General features: G+C 68.8%; 13 protein-coding genes. 10 read left to right on the top strand and 3 right to left on the bottom strand.

Going from position 1 to position 15245, the window contains the following annotated elements; all coding sequences use genetic code 11:
* The 10 genes from A5698_RS02595 to A5698_RS02550 form a co-directional block, all read left to right on the top strand.
* Positions 1 to 1053: M50 family metallopeptidase (locus A5698_RS02595; RefSeq protein WP_068292925.1), on the top strand; the 1053-nt coding region annotated here is incomplete at its 5' end.
* Positions 1054 to 1068: 15 nt separating this feature from the next.
* Positions 1069 to 2229 carry a flavodoxin-dependent (E)-4-hydroxy-3-methylbut-2-enyl-diphosphate synthase gene (gene ispG / locus A5698_RS02590; RefSeq protein WP_068292922.1) on the top strand — a complete coding sequence of 387 codons (1161 nt, stop codon included), beginning with the start codon at positions 1069 to 1071 and terminating at the stop codon, positions 2227 to 2229.
* 54 nt (positions 2230 to 2283) lie between these two features.
* Entirely contained in the window at positions 2284 to 3138 is an 855-nt protein-coding gene (locus A5698_RS02585; RefSeq protein ID WP_068292919.1) for a GNAT family N-acetyltransferase, read from the top strand.
* Between the two features lie 35 nt (positions 3139 to 3173).
* Positions 3174 to 3830 (top strand): GNAT family N-acetyltransferase, encoded by a 657-nt coding sequence (locus tag A5698_RS02580; RefSeq protein ID WP_068292916.1) that lies wholly within the window; start codon positions 3174 to 3176, stop codon positions 3828 to 3830.
* A gap of 143 nt (positions 3831 to 3973) precedes the next feature.
* On the top strand, positions 3974 to 5782 hold the full coding sequence (locus tag A5698_RS02575; protein WP_068292913.1) for a penicillin-binding transpeptidase domain-containing protein: 1809 nt from the start codon (positions 3974 to 3976) through the stop codon (positions 5780 to 5782).
* Positions 5783 to 5813: 31 nt separating this feature from the next.
* Entirely contained in the window at positions 5814 to 6398 is a 585-nt protein-coding gene (locus A5698_RS02570) for a DUF1707 SHOCT-like domain-containing protein (RefSeq protein WP_067084759.1), read from the top strand.
* Between the two features lie 19 nt (positions 6399 to 6417).
* Positions 6418 to 7275 (top strand): type I methionyl aminopeptidase, encoded by an 858-nt coding sequence (gene map / locus A5698_RS02565; RefSeq protein WP_068292910.1) that lies wholly within the window; start codon positions 6418 to 6420, stop codon positions 7273 to 7275.
* 79 nt (positions 7276 to 7354) lie between these two features.
* Positions 7355 to 8842, top strand: a complete 1488-nt coding sequence (locus A5698_RS02560; RefSeq protein ID WP_084792217.1) for a cobyric acid synthase — start codon at positions 7355 to 7357, stop codon at positions 8840 to 8842.
* A complete protein-coding gene (locus A5698_RS02555; RefSeq protein WP_068292907.1) occupies positions 8839 to 9504 on the top strand; it encodes a hypothetical protein in 666 nt (221 codons plus the stop codon). Before A5698_RS02560 ends, A5698_RS02555 begins: the two co-directional genes overlap by 4 nt.
* 64 nt (positions 9505 to 9568) lie before the next feature.
* Positions 9569 to 10132, top strand: a complete 564-nt coding sequence (locus tag A5698_RS02550; RefSeq protein WP_068292905.1) for an alpha/beta fold hydrolase — start codon at positions 9569 to 9571, stop codon at positions 10130 to 10132.
* A 7-nt stretch (positions 10133 to 10139) separates the two neighbouring features.
* Here the strand turns inward: A5698_RS02550 and ngg are convergent, their stop codons facing one another.
* The 3 genes from ngg to A5698_RS02535 all read right to left on the bottom strand — a co-directional run.
* The gene (gene ngg / locus A5698_RS02545) at positions 10140 to 11906 is read right to left on the bottom strand and encodes an N-acetylglutaminylglutamine synthetase (protein ID WP_068292902.1); all 1767 of its coding nucleotides are present in this window, start codon (positions 11904 to 11906) and stop codon (positions 10140 to 10142) included.
* Complete coding sequence (locus tag A5698_RS02540; protein ID WP_067084767.1) at positions 11903 to 13708, bottom strand: N-acetylglutaminylglutamine amidotransferase; 1806 nt, start codon at positions 13706 to 13708, stop codon at positions 11903 to 11905. Before A5698_RS02540 ends, ngg begins: the two co-directional genes overlap by 4 nt.
* Before the next feature lie 121 nt (positions 13709 to 13829).
* Positions 13830 to 15245, bottom strand: a 1416-nt coding sequence (locus A5698_RS02535; RefSeq protein WP_231967279.1) for an amino acid permease, incomplete at its 5' end; no start/stop codon positions are given.

The following is a 15245-nucleotide window of genomic DNA, read 5'->3' as shown; positions in this document are numbered from 1 at the left end:
GACCGCACCGAGTACGGCGTCAAGGCGGTGCCGCTCGGCGGGTTCTGCGACATCGCGGGCATGACCTCGGTGGAGGAACTCGCGCCCGACGAGCACGACCGCGCGATGTACAAGCAGAAGACCTGGAAGCGCGCCGCGGTGCTGGCGGCCGGACCGGGCATGAACTTCGTCATCGGCCTGCTGCTGATCTACGGCATCGCCGTGGTCTGGGGTCTGCCCAATCTGCACGCGCCGACCACCGCGATCGTCGGAGAGACGTCGTGCGTGAAGGCCGAAGTCAGCAAGGGCCAGCTCGGTGACTGCCTGGCGCCCTCGCCCGCCGCGGCCGCGGGCATCCGGGCCGGCGACACGGTCGTCAAGGTGGGCGACACGCCCGTCGCGAACTTCGACGAGATGGTCACCGCCGTACGCGCGCTCGACGGCCCGACCCAGTTCACCGTCGATCGCGATGGCGAGGAGTTCACCACGCTCGTCGATGTGGTGCCCGCGCAGCGGTGGGTGGCCAAGGGCGACTCCGCCGAACCGGCCCCCGTCGGCACGGTCGGCATCACCGCGGCGCAATTCGGGCCCATTCAGTACAACCCGCTGTCGGCGGCGCCCGCGACCGTGGCGTTCACCGGCGACCTCGCCGTCGAGATCGGTAAGTCGCTGGCGAAGCTGCCGACCAAGATGGGCGCGTTGGTGCGCTCCATCGGCGGTGAGGAGCGCGATCCCGAAACCCCGATCAGCGTCGTCGGCGCCAGCATCATCGGTGGCGACGCGGTGGATCAGGGCCTGTGGGTGGCGTTCTGGTTCTTCTTGGCGCAGTTGAACTTCGTGCTCGGCGCGATCAACCTGGTGCCGCTGCTGCCGTTCGACGGCGGCCACATCGCGATCGCGTTCTACGAGAAGATCCGCAACTCGATCCGGTCGGCACGCGGCAAGGTTGCCGCGGCCCCGGTCAACTACCTGAAGTTGATGCCCGCCACGTACGTGATCCTCGTCGTGGTGGCCGGCTACATGCTGTTGACCGTGACGGCCGACTTCGTCAATCCCATTCGAATCTTTCAGTAAGCAGTAGGAGAGTAAATGGCCTCCGGCCAACAAATAGGACTGGGCATGCCGGCACCCCCGGCTCCGGTTCTGGCACCGCGACGCAAGACCCGTCAGCTGATGGTCGGCGATGTCGGCGTCGGCAGCGATCACCCGATCGCCGTGCAATCCATGTGCACCACCAAGACTCACGACGTCAACGCCACGCTGCAACAGATCGCCGAACTGACGGCATCCGGCTGCGACATCGTGCGGGTGGCGTGCCCGCGCCAGGAGGACGCCGACGCGCTCGCCGAGATCGCCAGGCACAGCCAGATTCCGGTGATCGCCGACATCCACTTCCAGCCGAAGTACATCTTCGCCGCGATCGACGCCGGCTGCGCGGCTGTGCGCGTCAACCCCGGCAACATCAAGGAGTTCGACGGCCGGGTCGGCGAAGTCGCCAAAGCCGCAGGGGCAGCGGGCATTCCGATCCGTATCGGGGTGAACGCGGGATCTTTGGACAAGCGGTTCATGGAGAAGTACGGGAAGGCCACACCCGAGGCGCTGGTCGAGTCGGCGCTGTGGGAGGCGTCGCTGTTCGAGGAGCACGGCTTCGGCGACATCAAGATCAGCGTCAAGCACAACGACCCGGTCGTGATGGTCGCCGCGTACGAACAGCTGGCTGCGCAGTGCGACTACCCGCTGCACCTCGGCGTGACCGAGGCGGGCCCGGCGTTCCAGGGCACCATCAAGTCCGCCGTCGCGTTCGGCGCCCTGTTGTCGAAGGGCATCGGCGACACCATCCGCGTGTCGCTCTCGGCGCCGCCCGCCGAGGAGGTCAAGGTCGGTAACCAGATCCTCGAATCGCTGAACCTGCGGCCGAGGTCGCTGGAGATCGTGTCGTGTCCGTCGTGCGGACGCGCCCAGGTCGACGTCTACTCGTTGGCCAACGAGGTGACTGCCGGGCTGGAGGGCATGGACGTGCCGTTGCGCGTCGCCGTGATGGGTTGTGTCGTCAACGGTCCCGGCGAGGCGCGCGAAGCCGACCTCGGTGTCGCGTCCGGCAACGGCAAGGGCCAGATCTTCGTCAAGGGTGAGGTGATCAAGACCGTGCCCGAGGCGCAGATCGTCGAGACGCTGATCGAAGAGGCCATGCGAATCGCGGAAGAGCGTGGAACAGATGCGAGCGGTTCGCCGGTCGTGACCGTAAGCTGAATGTGATCCCAAACACTGGGTAGCCTCGCCCGGCGTCGGTTAGAAAGAGTTCCCATGTCGGCACCGCCGCTGTTTCGTCACGTCGACGAACGACGGGTCTCGGTGGTGCGCGACGTCGGCGCCGTGATTCGCGTGCTCGACGAGGACCCTGTCGGTTCATGCATGGTGGCGTGCCGGGTGGCCGAATATGGTGTGGAGCCCTCGGCGATCGGCGGGGAACTGTGGACGCGGCGCCGGCCCACCGAATCGCTGTGTTACGCCGGGGCGAACCTGATTCCGTTGCGCGGCCAGCTGAATGACCTGCACGCGTTCGCGGAGAAGGCGATGAGCACCGCGCGCCGCTGCTCGTCGCTGGTCGGCAGGGCCGAGCTGGTGCTGCCGATGTGGCGTCGCCTCGAACAGGCCTGGGGCCCCGCCCGCGACGTGCGCGAGCAGCAGCCGTTGTTGGCGCTGAGCACACCGCCGGCATGCCCCACCGATCCCGCCGTGCGCCAAGTGCGTGCCGACGAACTCGACGCCTATCTGGTCGCCTCCATCGACATGTTCATCGGTGAGGTCGGTATCGACCCGAGGCTCGGCGACGGCGGCCGCGGTTACCGCCGGCGCGTCGCCGGCCTGATCGCCGCGGGGCGGGCCTGGGCCCGCTTCGAACGCGGTGAGGTGGTGTTCAAGGCCGAGGTCGGTTCGCAGTCGCCGACGGTCGGCCAGATTCAGGGCGTGTGGGTGCATCCCGACCGGCGGGGCCACGGCCTGGGCACCGCGGGCACCGCGACGCTCTCGGAGGCGGTGGTGCGGTCGGGTCGCACGGCGAGCCTGTACGTCAACGACTTCAACACCGTCGCGCGGGCCACCTATGACCGCGTCGGCTTCCAACAAGTGGGAACCTTCGCGACCGTTCTGCTCGACTGACGGTTCTGCCCGCCCGACTGATTTACGCTCACGGCATGGCTGACGACGATCGCACAATCGCGCGCAGGGAGATCGCCGACACGATGGTGCGCGCCCTCGAACGGCGGCACGAACTCCTCGACGTCATCGTCAACGCCGAGGACTACGACGCCGCGATCGAGGCCATCGCAGGCATGCTCGGCGCATCGCAGGCGGCCGCGGAAGCGGTGCTGCGGTTGTCCTTCGATCGGCTGACGAAGGTGTCGCGGCGCCGGATCGCCGCCGAACTCGAGGACCTCAACAATCAGCTCAGCTTCACGATGGGCGAACCGGTCCGATCCGCCGACAGCATGGTGCTGCGCCCGTTCCTCGCCGAGGCCGATCGCGACATCTTCGCCGCGCGCACCCAGGACGTGCGAGAAGCGGGCGACGGGTCGCGCGCCCCGGCGGGCGATCTCGACGACGAGATCAGCGCCGGCCTGCGACGCGTGGACGCCGAGGAGGCGGCGTGGCTGGTCGCGATCCACGGCACGGAGAAGATCGGCATGGTGTTCGGCGACCTGGTCTCCGGTGAGATCAATCTGCGGATCTGGATTCACCCCGACCACCGCAAGCAGGGCTACGGCACCGCGGCGCTGCGAAAGTCGCGGTCGGAGATGGCTGCGTACTTCCCGGGCGTGCCGCTGGTGGTGCGGGCGCCCGCCGCGGGCTGACCCTCGACACCCGGCTGCAATCGCGTTGACGGGTGGATCGCACGCACCGGCGGTGCGGGCAATCAACCCGTTAAGGCTTTGGGCGGCGTCATTTCGGTGCGCCTACCGGGTTTGCAGGTCTCGACTTCGTAACATCTGCCTCAATGGCATCTTCAGTAACACGCATAGCGACTCTGGCCGCGGTCGGAATCGTGGTCGTCGGCCTCAACAGCGCCTGTACGCCGAAGCCCGCCGGACCCGAACCCACGGCGGAGAAGTTCTTCGCGGCGCTCGCGACCGGTGACACCGAGGGCGCGGCCGAACTCAGCGACCGGCCTGCCGACGCCCGCGAGGACCTGAACGAGGCCTGGGCCGGGCTGCAGGCCACCCACCTGGACACGCAGATCCTGGGCTCCAAGTACGCCGAGGACACCGGCAGCGTCACCTACCGCTACACCTGGCATCTGCCCAAGGACCGGACCTGGACCTACGACGGGCAGCTGAACTTGGTCCGCGACGAGGGCCGCTGGCGGGTGCGCTGGAGTGCGACCGGCCTGCATCCGCGGCTCGGCGAGAACCAGACCTTCGCCCTGCGCGCCGATTCGCCGCCGCGGGCGTCGGTGATCGAGCGCAGCGGCACCGAGGTGCTGGTGCCCGGATACCTGTACAGCTACGCGCTCGACGCGAAGGCAGCGGGCGGGGCGCTGATGCAGACCGCGCGGGTTGTCGTCGACGCCCTGCGGCCCTTCGACAACACGCTCGACCCGCAGCGGCTCGCCGAACAGGCCAGCTCGTCCAAGCAGCCGCTGAGCCTGATCACGCTGCGCAAGGCCGACCACGACCGCGTGGCCGCCGCGATCGGCAGACAACCAGGCGTGGTCATCACGCCGCAGGCCGAAATGCTGCCCACCGACGAGAGTTTCGCGCCGGCGATCATCAACGAGGTCAAGTCCGCCGTCGCCGACGAACTCAGCGGACAGGCGGGCTGGCGGGTGGTCACCGTCAACCAGAACGGTGTGGACGTCGACGTCCTCAACGAGGTGCCCGGCACGCCGGCGCCGTCGGTGCGGATCAGCCTCGACCGCTCGGTTCAGACCGCCGCGCAGAACGCGGTGAACTTCACCGGCAAGAAGGCGATGATCGTCGTCATCAAACCGTCCACCGGCGAGATCCTGGCCGTCGCGCAGAACGCGGCCGCCGACACCGAGGGCCTGATCGCCACCACCGGCCTGTATCCGCCCGGGTCGACGTTCAAGATGGTCACCGCGGGTGCGGCCATCGAACGCGATATGGCCACCCCGAACACGATGCTCCCGTGCCCCGGCACGATGGACATCGGCCACCGCACGGTGCCGAATTACGGCGGCTTCGACCTCGGCACCGTGCCGATGTCGCGGGCCTTCGCTAGTTCGTGCAACACCACCTTCGCCGAGTTGGCCAGCCGGATGCCGCCGCGCGGATTGACGATGGCCGCGGCCAAGTACGGCCTGGGCGCGGACTACAACATCCCGGGCCTGCGGACGGTGACCGGGTCCGTGCCGCCCACCGTCGACCTGGCCGAACGCACCGAGGACGGCTTCGGTCAGGGCAAGGTGCTGGCCAGCCCGTTCGGCATGGCGCTGGCGGCCGCGACCGTCGCTGCCGGGGAAACCCCTGTCCCGCAACTGATTCAGGGTAAGGAGACCGAGGTCGCCGAGAGCCCGGCGCCGATGGACCCCAAGATCGTCGACGGCCTGCGGCCGATGATGCGGCTGGTGGTCACCAACGGCACCGCCGACGATCTGGCCGGCGCGGGCGACGTGCGGGGCAAGACCGGTGAGGCGGAGTTCGCGGGCGGATCGCACTCGTGGTTCGCCGGCTACCGCGGCGACATGGCCTTCGCCGCGATGATCGTCGGGGGCGGGTCCTCGGAGTACGCGGTGCGGATGCTCAAGGGCATGCTCGACGGGTTGCCGCCGGACTACCTGGCCTGATCCGGCGTCGTCGCCGTACCGTGGACGTGCGATGACTGAGATCAACCACGACGCCATGCGCGTCTCCGACGCCGACCGCAACGGCACCTTGCGGCGGCTGCACAACGCCGTCGCATTGGGCCTGATCGACATCGACGAGTTCGAGGAGCGCTCGGCGGCGGTGGCGCGGGCGAGGCTGCACTCCGACCTGGACGCGCTGGTCGGCGACCTGCCCGGACCTGGTGCGATCGTCACATCGGCCGCCGACCGCGTCGAGCTGCGCGGCGTGCTCGGCTCGCTCAAGCGCCAGGGCCAGTGGACCGTGCCCAGCCGCCTTGCCCTGCACCGACGGATGGGTTCGGTGGACCTGGACCTCACGCGGGCGCGCTTCGCCGGTCCGATGGTCGTCATCGAGCTCGACCTGAAGTTCGGCGGGCTCGAACTGCGGCTGCCCGACGGCGCCAGCGCCTCGATCGACGACGTCGAGGTCAACGTGGGCAGCGCCCGCGACCACCGCAAGGATGCACCGGCCGAAGGCAACCCGCACGTCATCCTGACCGGCAAGGTGGTCTGCGGCTCGGTGGACATCCGCGGCCCCCGCCGGTCGCTACGGTTCAGCCCGTTCGACCGCCGCTAGCCTCGACTACGCTGGTCACATGCCCGTTCGTACCGCCCTTCGCCCCGGCGTGCTCTCGCCGACGCTCCCGGTGCCCGACTCGATCCCGCGTCCGGAGTACGCCTGGAAGCAGACCGTCGACGAGGGCAGCGAGCCGTGGGTCCAGACGCCCGAGGTGATCGAGAAGATGCGCGTCGCGGGCCGGATCGCGGCGGGCGCGCTGGCCGAGGCGGGTAAGGCCGTCGCGCCGGGCGTCACGACCGACGAGCTGGACCGCATCGCGCACGAGTACATGATCGATCGCGGCGCCTATCCGTCCACCCTCGGTTACAAGGGCTTCCCGAAGTCCTGCTGCACCTCGCTCAACGAGATCATCTGCCACGGCATCCCGGACTCGACGGTCGTCGAGGACGGTGACATCGTCAACATCGACGTGACCGCCTACATCGACGGTGTGCACGGCGACACCAACGCCACGTTCCTCGCCGGTGACGTCTCCGAGGAACACCGGCTGCTCGTCGAGCGCACCCACGAGGCGACCATGCGGGCGATCAAGGCCGTCAAACCCGGGCGCCAGCTGTCCGTCGTCGGCCGGGTCATCGAGTCCTACGCGAACCGGTTCGGCTACAACGTGGTTCGCGACTTCACCGGCCACGGCATCGGCACCACCTTCCACAACGGGCTTGTCGTCCTGCACTACGACCAGCCCGCGGTGGACACGGTGCTGGAGCCGGGGATGACGTTCACCATCGAGCCGATGATCAACCTCGGCGGCCTGGACTACGAGATCTGGGACGACGGCTGGACCGTCGCCACGACCGACAAGAAGTGGACCGCCCAGTTCGAGCACACCCTGGTGGTGACCGACGACGGCGCCGAGATCCTGACTCAGCTGTGAGACTCTCCCCGCGAGCAGACGCGAAACTGCCCAGAAAGCGGCGAAATCGGGCACTTTTGCGACTGCTCGCGGAGGAAACGTGAGCGGCGCGCTGCTGGTCGCCGGCACCACCTCCGACGCCGGCAAGTCGATGGTGGTGGCCGGCCTGTGTCGGCTGGTGGCGCGCAAGGGTATTCGGGTCGCGCCGTTCAAGGCGCAGAACATGTCGAACAATTCCGCGGTCACCGTCGACGGCGGCGAGATCGGCCGTGCGCAGGCGATGCAGGCCCGCGCCGCGGGTCTGGCGCCCCACACCCGTTTCAACCCGGTGCTGCTCAAACCGGGCAGCGACCGCACGTCGCAGCTGGTGGTGCGCGGCCGGGTGGTCGACACCGTCAGCGCGCGCGACTACATCCACCACCGCGAGCGCCTGAGCGCGGTGGTCGCCGACGAACTGGCGCACCTGCGCTCGGAGTTCGACGCCGTCATCTGTGAGGGCGCCGGATCACCCGCCGAAATCAACCTGCGGGCAACCGATCTGGCGAACATGGGATTGGCCCGCGCGGCGGATCTGCCCGTGATCGTCGTCGGCGACATCGACCGCGGCGGCCTGCTGGCGCACCTGTTCGGCACGGTCGCGGTGCTCGACCCCGAAGACCAGCGGCTGGTCGCCGGATTCGTCGTCAACAAGTTCCGTGGTGATCCGTCGCTGCTCGCGCCGGGCCTGGCGCAACTCGAGGAGTTGACCGGGCGGCCGACCTACGGTGTCATCCCGTACGCCGACGGGTTGTGGCTCGACACCGAGGACTCCGTCTCGGTGGTGGCCCAGCGCGTGGTCGGCCAACCGCAACCGCCGCGCGGTGAGCAGTGGCTGCGGGTGGCGGCGATCCGGCTGCCGCGCATCTCGAATTCGACCGACGTCGAGGCGCTGGCGTGCGAACCCGGTGTGCTGGTGCGCTGGGTCAGCGATGCCGCCGATCTCGTCGATGCCGACGTCGTCGTCGTGCCCGGCAGCAAGGCCACCGTCGCCGACCTCGATTGGCTGCGCCGCAGCGGCCTCGCCGACGCAGTGAGGGAACACGCCGCCCGCGGGCTGCCCGTGCTGGGGGTGTGCGGGGGCTTCCAGATGCTGTGCTCGCACATCGACGATCCGGTGGAGTCGGGCGCCGGCGTCGTCGCGGGACTGGATCTGCTCGACGCCGACATCGTCTTCGCGCCGGCAAAGACGTTGCGTCATCACGAAGAACCGTTGGCGGGCTACGAGATTCACCACGGCCAGATCGGCCGCTGTGCCGAAGAGCAGTGGCTCGGGATCGGAATGCGCCGCGGGGCGGTCTACGGCACCCACTGGCACGGTGTGCTCGACAACGATGATGTGCGGCGATCGTGGCTGACCGAGGTCGCCGCGGCGGCCGGCCGCAGCGGATTCGTCGTCGCCGACGACGTCGACGTCCGCGCCCGCCGCGACACCCAGCTCGACCTGATGGCCGACCTGCTGACCAGTCACCTCGATGTGGACGCGGTCCTGGACCTGCTCGACGGCGGCGCCCCGCCGAGGCCCACCGTGGTGACGGGACTGCGGCGGTGATCCGGCGACTCGCGGCGGCGGCCGCGCTCACCGCGCTGACACTGACCGGATGCGCGCACTCGATCGAGGGCTCGGCGACGTGGCCCGGCGCGCGCTTGGACAAGGTGCTGCTGACCGCGGCCGACTTCCCGCCGGGCGTGCAGTTCGACCGCGTCGTCCGCGACTCCGGGGAAGGTGGCGATGGGGCAGGCGCCCCGCCGGCCATGCTGTCGCGGCCCTCGGGCTGCTCGGACGGGCTCACCCGGGTGATCGCCCAGTCCGGCGAGCGGGGGCCGGGCAGCGCAGCGGAGTACGTCGTCGGCTACGACGGCGCCCGCATCGTGATGACCGTGCTGACCTGGCGGCTGGACCTGGAGAAGCTGGCGGCCATGGCCGACCGATGCGCGCGCTTCGAGACGTTCTTCGACGAATCCTCGCCGGGCATCCCGATGACGACGACCAGGATGGACACCTCCCGCGCCGAGGCGCTCGTCTACGAGCAGACGATGAAGCTCGGCGGGGTCGACAACCGGGTCTACTTAACCTTCGAGAACATCGGCGACATGGCGGTGTACGGCGTGGCTTTCCCGACGCCGAATCCGACGATTCCGGTCAAAGCCACGCTGCCCCAGACCTTTCTGGACATCGCGGTCGAGCAGGCCGAGCGCGTCGCGGCGCTCTGATTTCGGCCGTTCACTCCCGGCGAAACGACCGCGTCGGACCTGCGGCCGCTGTAGCGTGGCCCAAATGCCATCCACCACGGTCACCGTCGAGGGAATCAATGTGCCCGTCGACGTCGCCGGCCCCGACAAGGGGTCGGTTGTGGTGGTGCTCGGGGCGGGACACCAGCCGCTCGCCGCCTACGACGCCGTGTGCCAGCGGCTGCACACCGCGTCGCTGCGGACCGTCGTCGTACCGCCCGATCCGCGGCTCACCGCGAAATCGGTGGTGGCCATCCTCGATGCGCTCGACGTGAAATGGGCGCTGCTGGTGGGGGACCGCGTGGGTGGTGAGCTGGCGTGGGAACTGGCCGCCACCCGGCTCGACCGCTTCATCGGGCTGGTCGTCATCGACCGCGGGCATCCGCGCGTCGCCGACGCCGCCGGCGTGATCCGCGATGAGCACTGTCCGCCGGTCGAGATGAACACCACCGCGTTGGTGAGCACACCCGCGGCGCGTGCGGTCGCCAAGGCCAGCCAGCGCTACGTGTACGGCGACTACCGGATGGTCGATCTGCTCGGCAGGCGCAACGCCGCGGAGTCGACGGCGCAACTGGCCGCCGAGATCGTGATGCGCACCAGCACGTGGTGACCTAGACCTAGTTGGCCGCCTCTTCCGGTGTCCACGCCTGGGGGAGTGCCGGGCTGCCCGGGAACAGGAAGTCGACGAAAGCCTTTGCGGTGGGCTGTGGTTCGTGGTTCGCCAAGCCGGGACGCTCGTTCGCCTCGATGAAGACGTACTCGGGTTCGGTCACGTCGGGCACCAACAGGTCGATCCCGGTGACGGGAATGCCGATGGCGTGGGCGGCGCGGACCGCGACGTCACACAGGTGGGGGTGGACCTTAGCGGTCACGTCGTGAATGGTGCCGCCCTGATGCAGGTTCGCGGTGCGGCGCACCCGAAGACGCTGTCCTTCGGGCAGCACATCGTCGAACGACCAGCCCGCCTCGGTGACCGTCGACTCGGTGACCGCGTCGATCGGGATGCGGGACTCGCCGCCGGTGGCGGCCGCGCGTCGCCGGCTCTGCGCCTCGATCAGCTCGCGCACCGTGTGGTGTCCGGTGCCGACGACCTCGGCGGGTTTGCGCAGCGCTGCGGCCACGACCTTGCCGTCGATCACCACCAACCGGAGGTCGTCGCCCTCCGCGCGCTGCTCGATGAGCACGTGCGGATGTTCCTCGCGGGCGCGGGCCAGCGCGGCGTCCAGTTCCTCGGCGCTGCTGACGCCGACCGTGATGCCCTTGCCCTGCTCGCCGCGGGTGGGCTTGACCACAACGTCGCCGACCTCGGCGAGGAACTCGTGGTCGTGCTCGTCGAATGTCGCCAGCCTGCCCTTGGGCACCGCGATACCGGACTCGGCCACCAGGCGTCGGGTGAGGCGCTTGTCGTCGCAGCGCGCCATCGCCACGGCAGAGGTGAACTCCGACAACGATTCCCGGGTGATGACGCTGCGGCCGCCGTGCGACAGGCGCATCTCGCCGGCCTCGGCGTCGAGCACCTCGACCCAGATGCCGCGGCGCATGGCCTCGTCGGCGATGATCCGCGCGTACGGGTTGAGGTCTTCGACCGTCTCGGGCGGATGGGTGAACAGTGGTTCGTTGATCGCGTTCTTGCGCTTGACCGCCATGACCGGCACGCGGTGGAACCCGAGCTTCTCGTAAAGCGAGATCGCCGCGGCGTTGTCGTGGCTGACCGACAAATCCATGTAGGCCCGGCCGCGGTCGCGATAGATCGCGGCCAGTGCCCGGGTGAGCGCGGCGCCGACCCCGGGAAGGCTCGTCGTCGGGTCGACGGCCAACGTCCACAAGCTCGAACCGTTCTCCGGGTCGGAGAACAACCGCTTGTGGTCGACGCCGGTCACGGTGCCCAGCACGGACCCGTCGTCGTCACGCACCGCGACCAGGTAGTCGACCGCAGCCTGGTTCAGGTGGTTCTGCCACAACACCTCGACGGGCCCGGGCACCATGCCGCAGCGCACGTAGACGCGGTTCATCTCGTCGGCGTCGTCGGCGCTCTCCAGCGTGCGCACCGTGAAGCCTGTCGGCGCCTTGTCCAGGTCGTCGTCGCCGAACCGCAGCCGGTACGTGTGGCTCGGGTCGATGAAGAGTTCGGCCGGCGCCATCGACACCAGGACATGGGGTTCGCGGGCGTACATGCAGATGTCGCGGCGCCCCGGCCCTTCGTGCCGCAGCACCTCGGCCAGCTTCGCGGGGTCGGCGAAGGTCTGACCGAATATCAGTCGGCCCCAACCCATCTCGATGACCACATCGTCGGCCATGGCGTCGACGAGATGTTGGGGCGAGGCATCGTGAAGGCCGAGGGTGATGGCCTCGGTCTGTTCGGAGTCCGGCCCGAGTGCCGTCATGCCGCGGGTCCCGTGATCCCGTGTCGCTGCAGCCACAGTTCGAGCAGCGCCAGTTGCCACAGTTCGTTGCCTCGCAGCGGCGTCAGGCGCCCGTTCGGGTCGGCGAGCAACCGGTCGATTGCGGCCGGCCGGAAGAGATCACGTTCTTTGGCGGCGGGCGCGTAGAGCGCGTCGCGCACCATGTCCAGGTACGGGCCCTCGAGGTGCGTCAGCGCCGGCACGGGGAAGTAGCCCTTGGGCCGGTCGATGACCTCGGACGGAATCACCTTGCGCGCGGCCTGCTTCAGCACGCCTTTGCCCTCGTGGGCGATCTTCAGCTCGGGTGGGCACGTCGCCGCGAGCTCGACGAGTTCGTGGTCGAGGAACGGCACGCGACCCTCCAGGCCCCAGGCCATGGTCATGTTGTCGACGCGCTTGACCGGGTCGTCGACGAGCATCACCGTCGTGTCGAGCCGCAGGCCGCGGTCGATGCCGGACTCGGCGCCGGCCCGCGCGAAGTGCTCGGTGACGAAGGTCAGGCTCGGGTCGCCGTCGACGGCGTACGAGGGGGACACCAGCGCGTCGTAACCGGCTCGGTCACGGTCGAAGAACGCGTTGCGGTAGCTGGCCACCGCGCCTTCGACGGACGCCGCATCCGGCCCGCCGAGCGGCGGATACCAGTGGTAGCCGGCGAACACCTCGTCGGCGCCCTGACCGGACTGCACGACCTTGACGTGCTTGGCTACTTCCTGGCTGAGCAGGTAGAAGGCGACGCAGTCGTGGCTGACCATCGGCTCGCTCATGGCGCCGATCGCGCCGTCGAGCGCGGGCAGCATCCGGTCGGTGCCGATGCGGATCTGGTGATGGTCGGTGTCGAAGCGCTGAGCGACGATGTCGGAGTACTTGAACTCGTCGCCGGCTACGCCGCCCACGGATTCGAAGCCGATGGAGAAGGTCTTGAGCCCGTGCTGGCCCGCCTCGGCGAGCAGCCCGACGATCAGGCTGGAGTCGACACCTCCGGACAGCAGGCAGCCCACGGGCACGTCGGCCACGAGCCGTCGTTCGACCGCGACGCGCAGCGACTCGAGAACCGCGTCCTCCCAATCCTGTTCGGACCAGTCGGCACGGTCGGCGCTGCGGGTGAAGTCGGGTTCCCAGTACGTCTTCGTCGTGCGCCGGCCGTCGGGCTCGATCGCGATCAGTGACGCCGGCGGCACCTTGCTCACCCCGCGCAGGATCGTGCGCGGCGCGGGCACCACCGAATGGAACGTCATGTAGTGGTGCAGGGCGATCGGATCGATGCGGGTGTCGATGTCGCCACCGGCCAGCAGCGCGGGCAGCGACGACGCGAACCGGATGCGGGACGAGTTCTCGCTGATGTACAGCGGTTTGATGCCGAGGCGGTCGCGACCGAGGAGCACCCGGCCGCTGTCGCGCTCGACGATCGCGAACGCGAACATGCCGAAAAGGTGGTCGACGAAGCGGTCGCCCCAGTGGTGATAGGCCTTGAGCAGCACCTCGGTGTCGCTGTGCGAGAAGAACCGATAGCCCTGCTCGCTGAGCTCGTTCCGCAGCTGCTTGTAGTTGTAGATGCAGCCGTTCCACGCGATCGCCAACCCCAGGTCGGAGTCGAGCATGGGTTGGCCGCCCGCTTCGGACAGATCGATGATTTTGAGGCGTCGGTGACCGAGCGCGACCCTGCCCTGTGACCACGCGCCCGCCGAGTCGGGACCCCTGGGCGTCATCGCCTCGGCCATCGCCGAGACAGCTGCTACGTCAGGTACCCGGCCGTCGAGACGCACCTCGCCGGTGGCTCCACACACGCCCTCGACATTACCCCTGTTGACGCCAGCGAAACCTGGTACGGGTGTGACTTGGGTCTAGTCCGCGCTGGTGACGCCGCGAAAGCGGCACCGCCGGACCTGCCGCGGGCAACGGGTTCGCTTACTCGGTGTGACCCTTGAGGATCTCGTCCTCGATGGTCCCCCCTAGCCCCTCGGCCTCGGGATCGAAGCCGTGCAGCCCGCCGGTGACGGCGTACTCCTCCTCGGGCGAGAGCACCAGGCGGTGCCTGCCGTAGAAGCCGAACACCAGCAGACCCAGGATGTAGAAGATGACGATCGCGATGACCGCGGGCCGGTAGTCGGGGTTGACGAGCACGCCGACGAACGTCACCGCCGCGATGAACAGCGCCACTATCGCGCCCCAGTTGCCGGTCGGGCTGACCCACGGCCGGCGCGCGTTCGAAAACTTCCGGCGCAGCAGGATGAACGAGATCATCTGCAACCCGTAGGCCAGCACCGCACCCCACACCGCGATGTTGAGCACCACGTCGCCGGCGCCCTCGTTGTAGTTGACGATCAGCAGTGCGACGTAGCCGATCACCGCGCCCGCCAACAGCGCGACATACGGCGTCTGCCGGGAACCGGTGAGCGACAACGTTTTCGGGTAGTACCCCGCGCGGCTCAGCGAGTACATGTTGCGACCGTAGGCGTACATGATGCCCTGCAGGCTGGCCAGCAGGCCGATCAACGCGAACGCCGACAGCACCGCGGCGAGGTTGGCGGGCAGGAACGCCCGGAAGCCGTCGAGCAGCGGTTCGTCCGAGCTGCCCAGCGACTCGGAACCGGTCACCGCCGGGTTCAGGAAGAAGACGATCGCGCCGCAGCCGATCAGCGAGATCAGGCCCCAGATGCCGGCGCGGGGGATGTCGCGGGCCGGGTCGTGCGCCTCCTCGGCGGCCAGCGGCAGCTCCTCGATGCCGAGGAAGAACCACATCGCGAACGGAAGCGCGTAGAGGACCGCGACCCAGCCGAAGGGCAGGAACGTCGACGAACCCGCGGCCTCCGGATCGGGCGCGATGTCGAACAGCTTGGAGAAGTCCACCGCGCCGTTGGCGATCGCGAGGATGCCGAACAGCACCAGGATGCCGATCGAGATGATCGCGACGACCAGCGCGAACTTGAACGACAACTCCGCGCCCCACGAGTTGAGGCCGACGAAGATCGCGTACAGGATGATCCACCACAGCCACATCGGCAGCGACAGGTTGAACAGGTCGGTGGTGACCGCGTTGGCGTAGGACGCCGAGAAGAACACGACGACGGCCGTCGTGAACACGTACTCGATGGTCTCGGCGAATCCGGTGACGAAGCCGCCCCACGGGCCCATCGCCGCGCGGGCGAACGAGTACGCACCGCCGGTGTGCGGCATCGCGGCCGACATCTCGCCGATCGAGAAGAGCATGCCGAAGTACATGACGACGATCAGGATCGACGCGATGGCCAGGCCGGCGACGGCTACTTCGAGAAGCGGCAACTCAAGCGGACTGCCGGGTTCTGGGGTCTGTGGGGCATCGGC

It is taken from the genome of Mycobacterium sp. E136 (assembly GCF_001666865.1).
In the GTDB taxonomy this organism is placed as follows: Bacteria; Actinomycetota; Actinomycetes; order Mycobacteriales; family Mycobacteriaceae; genus Mycobacterium.
The sequence above is the reverse complement of the archived record's forward strand: the minus strand, read 5'-3'. Positions and strand labels throughout refer to the sequence as shown.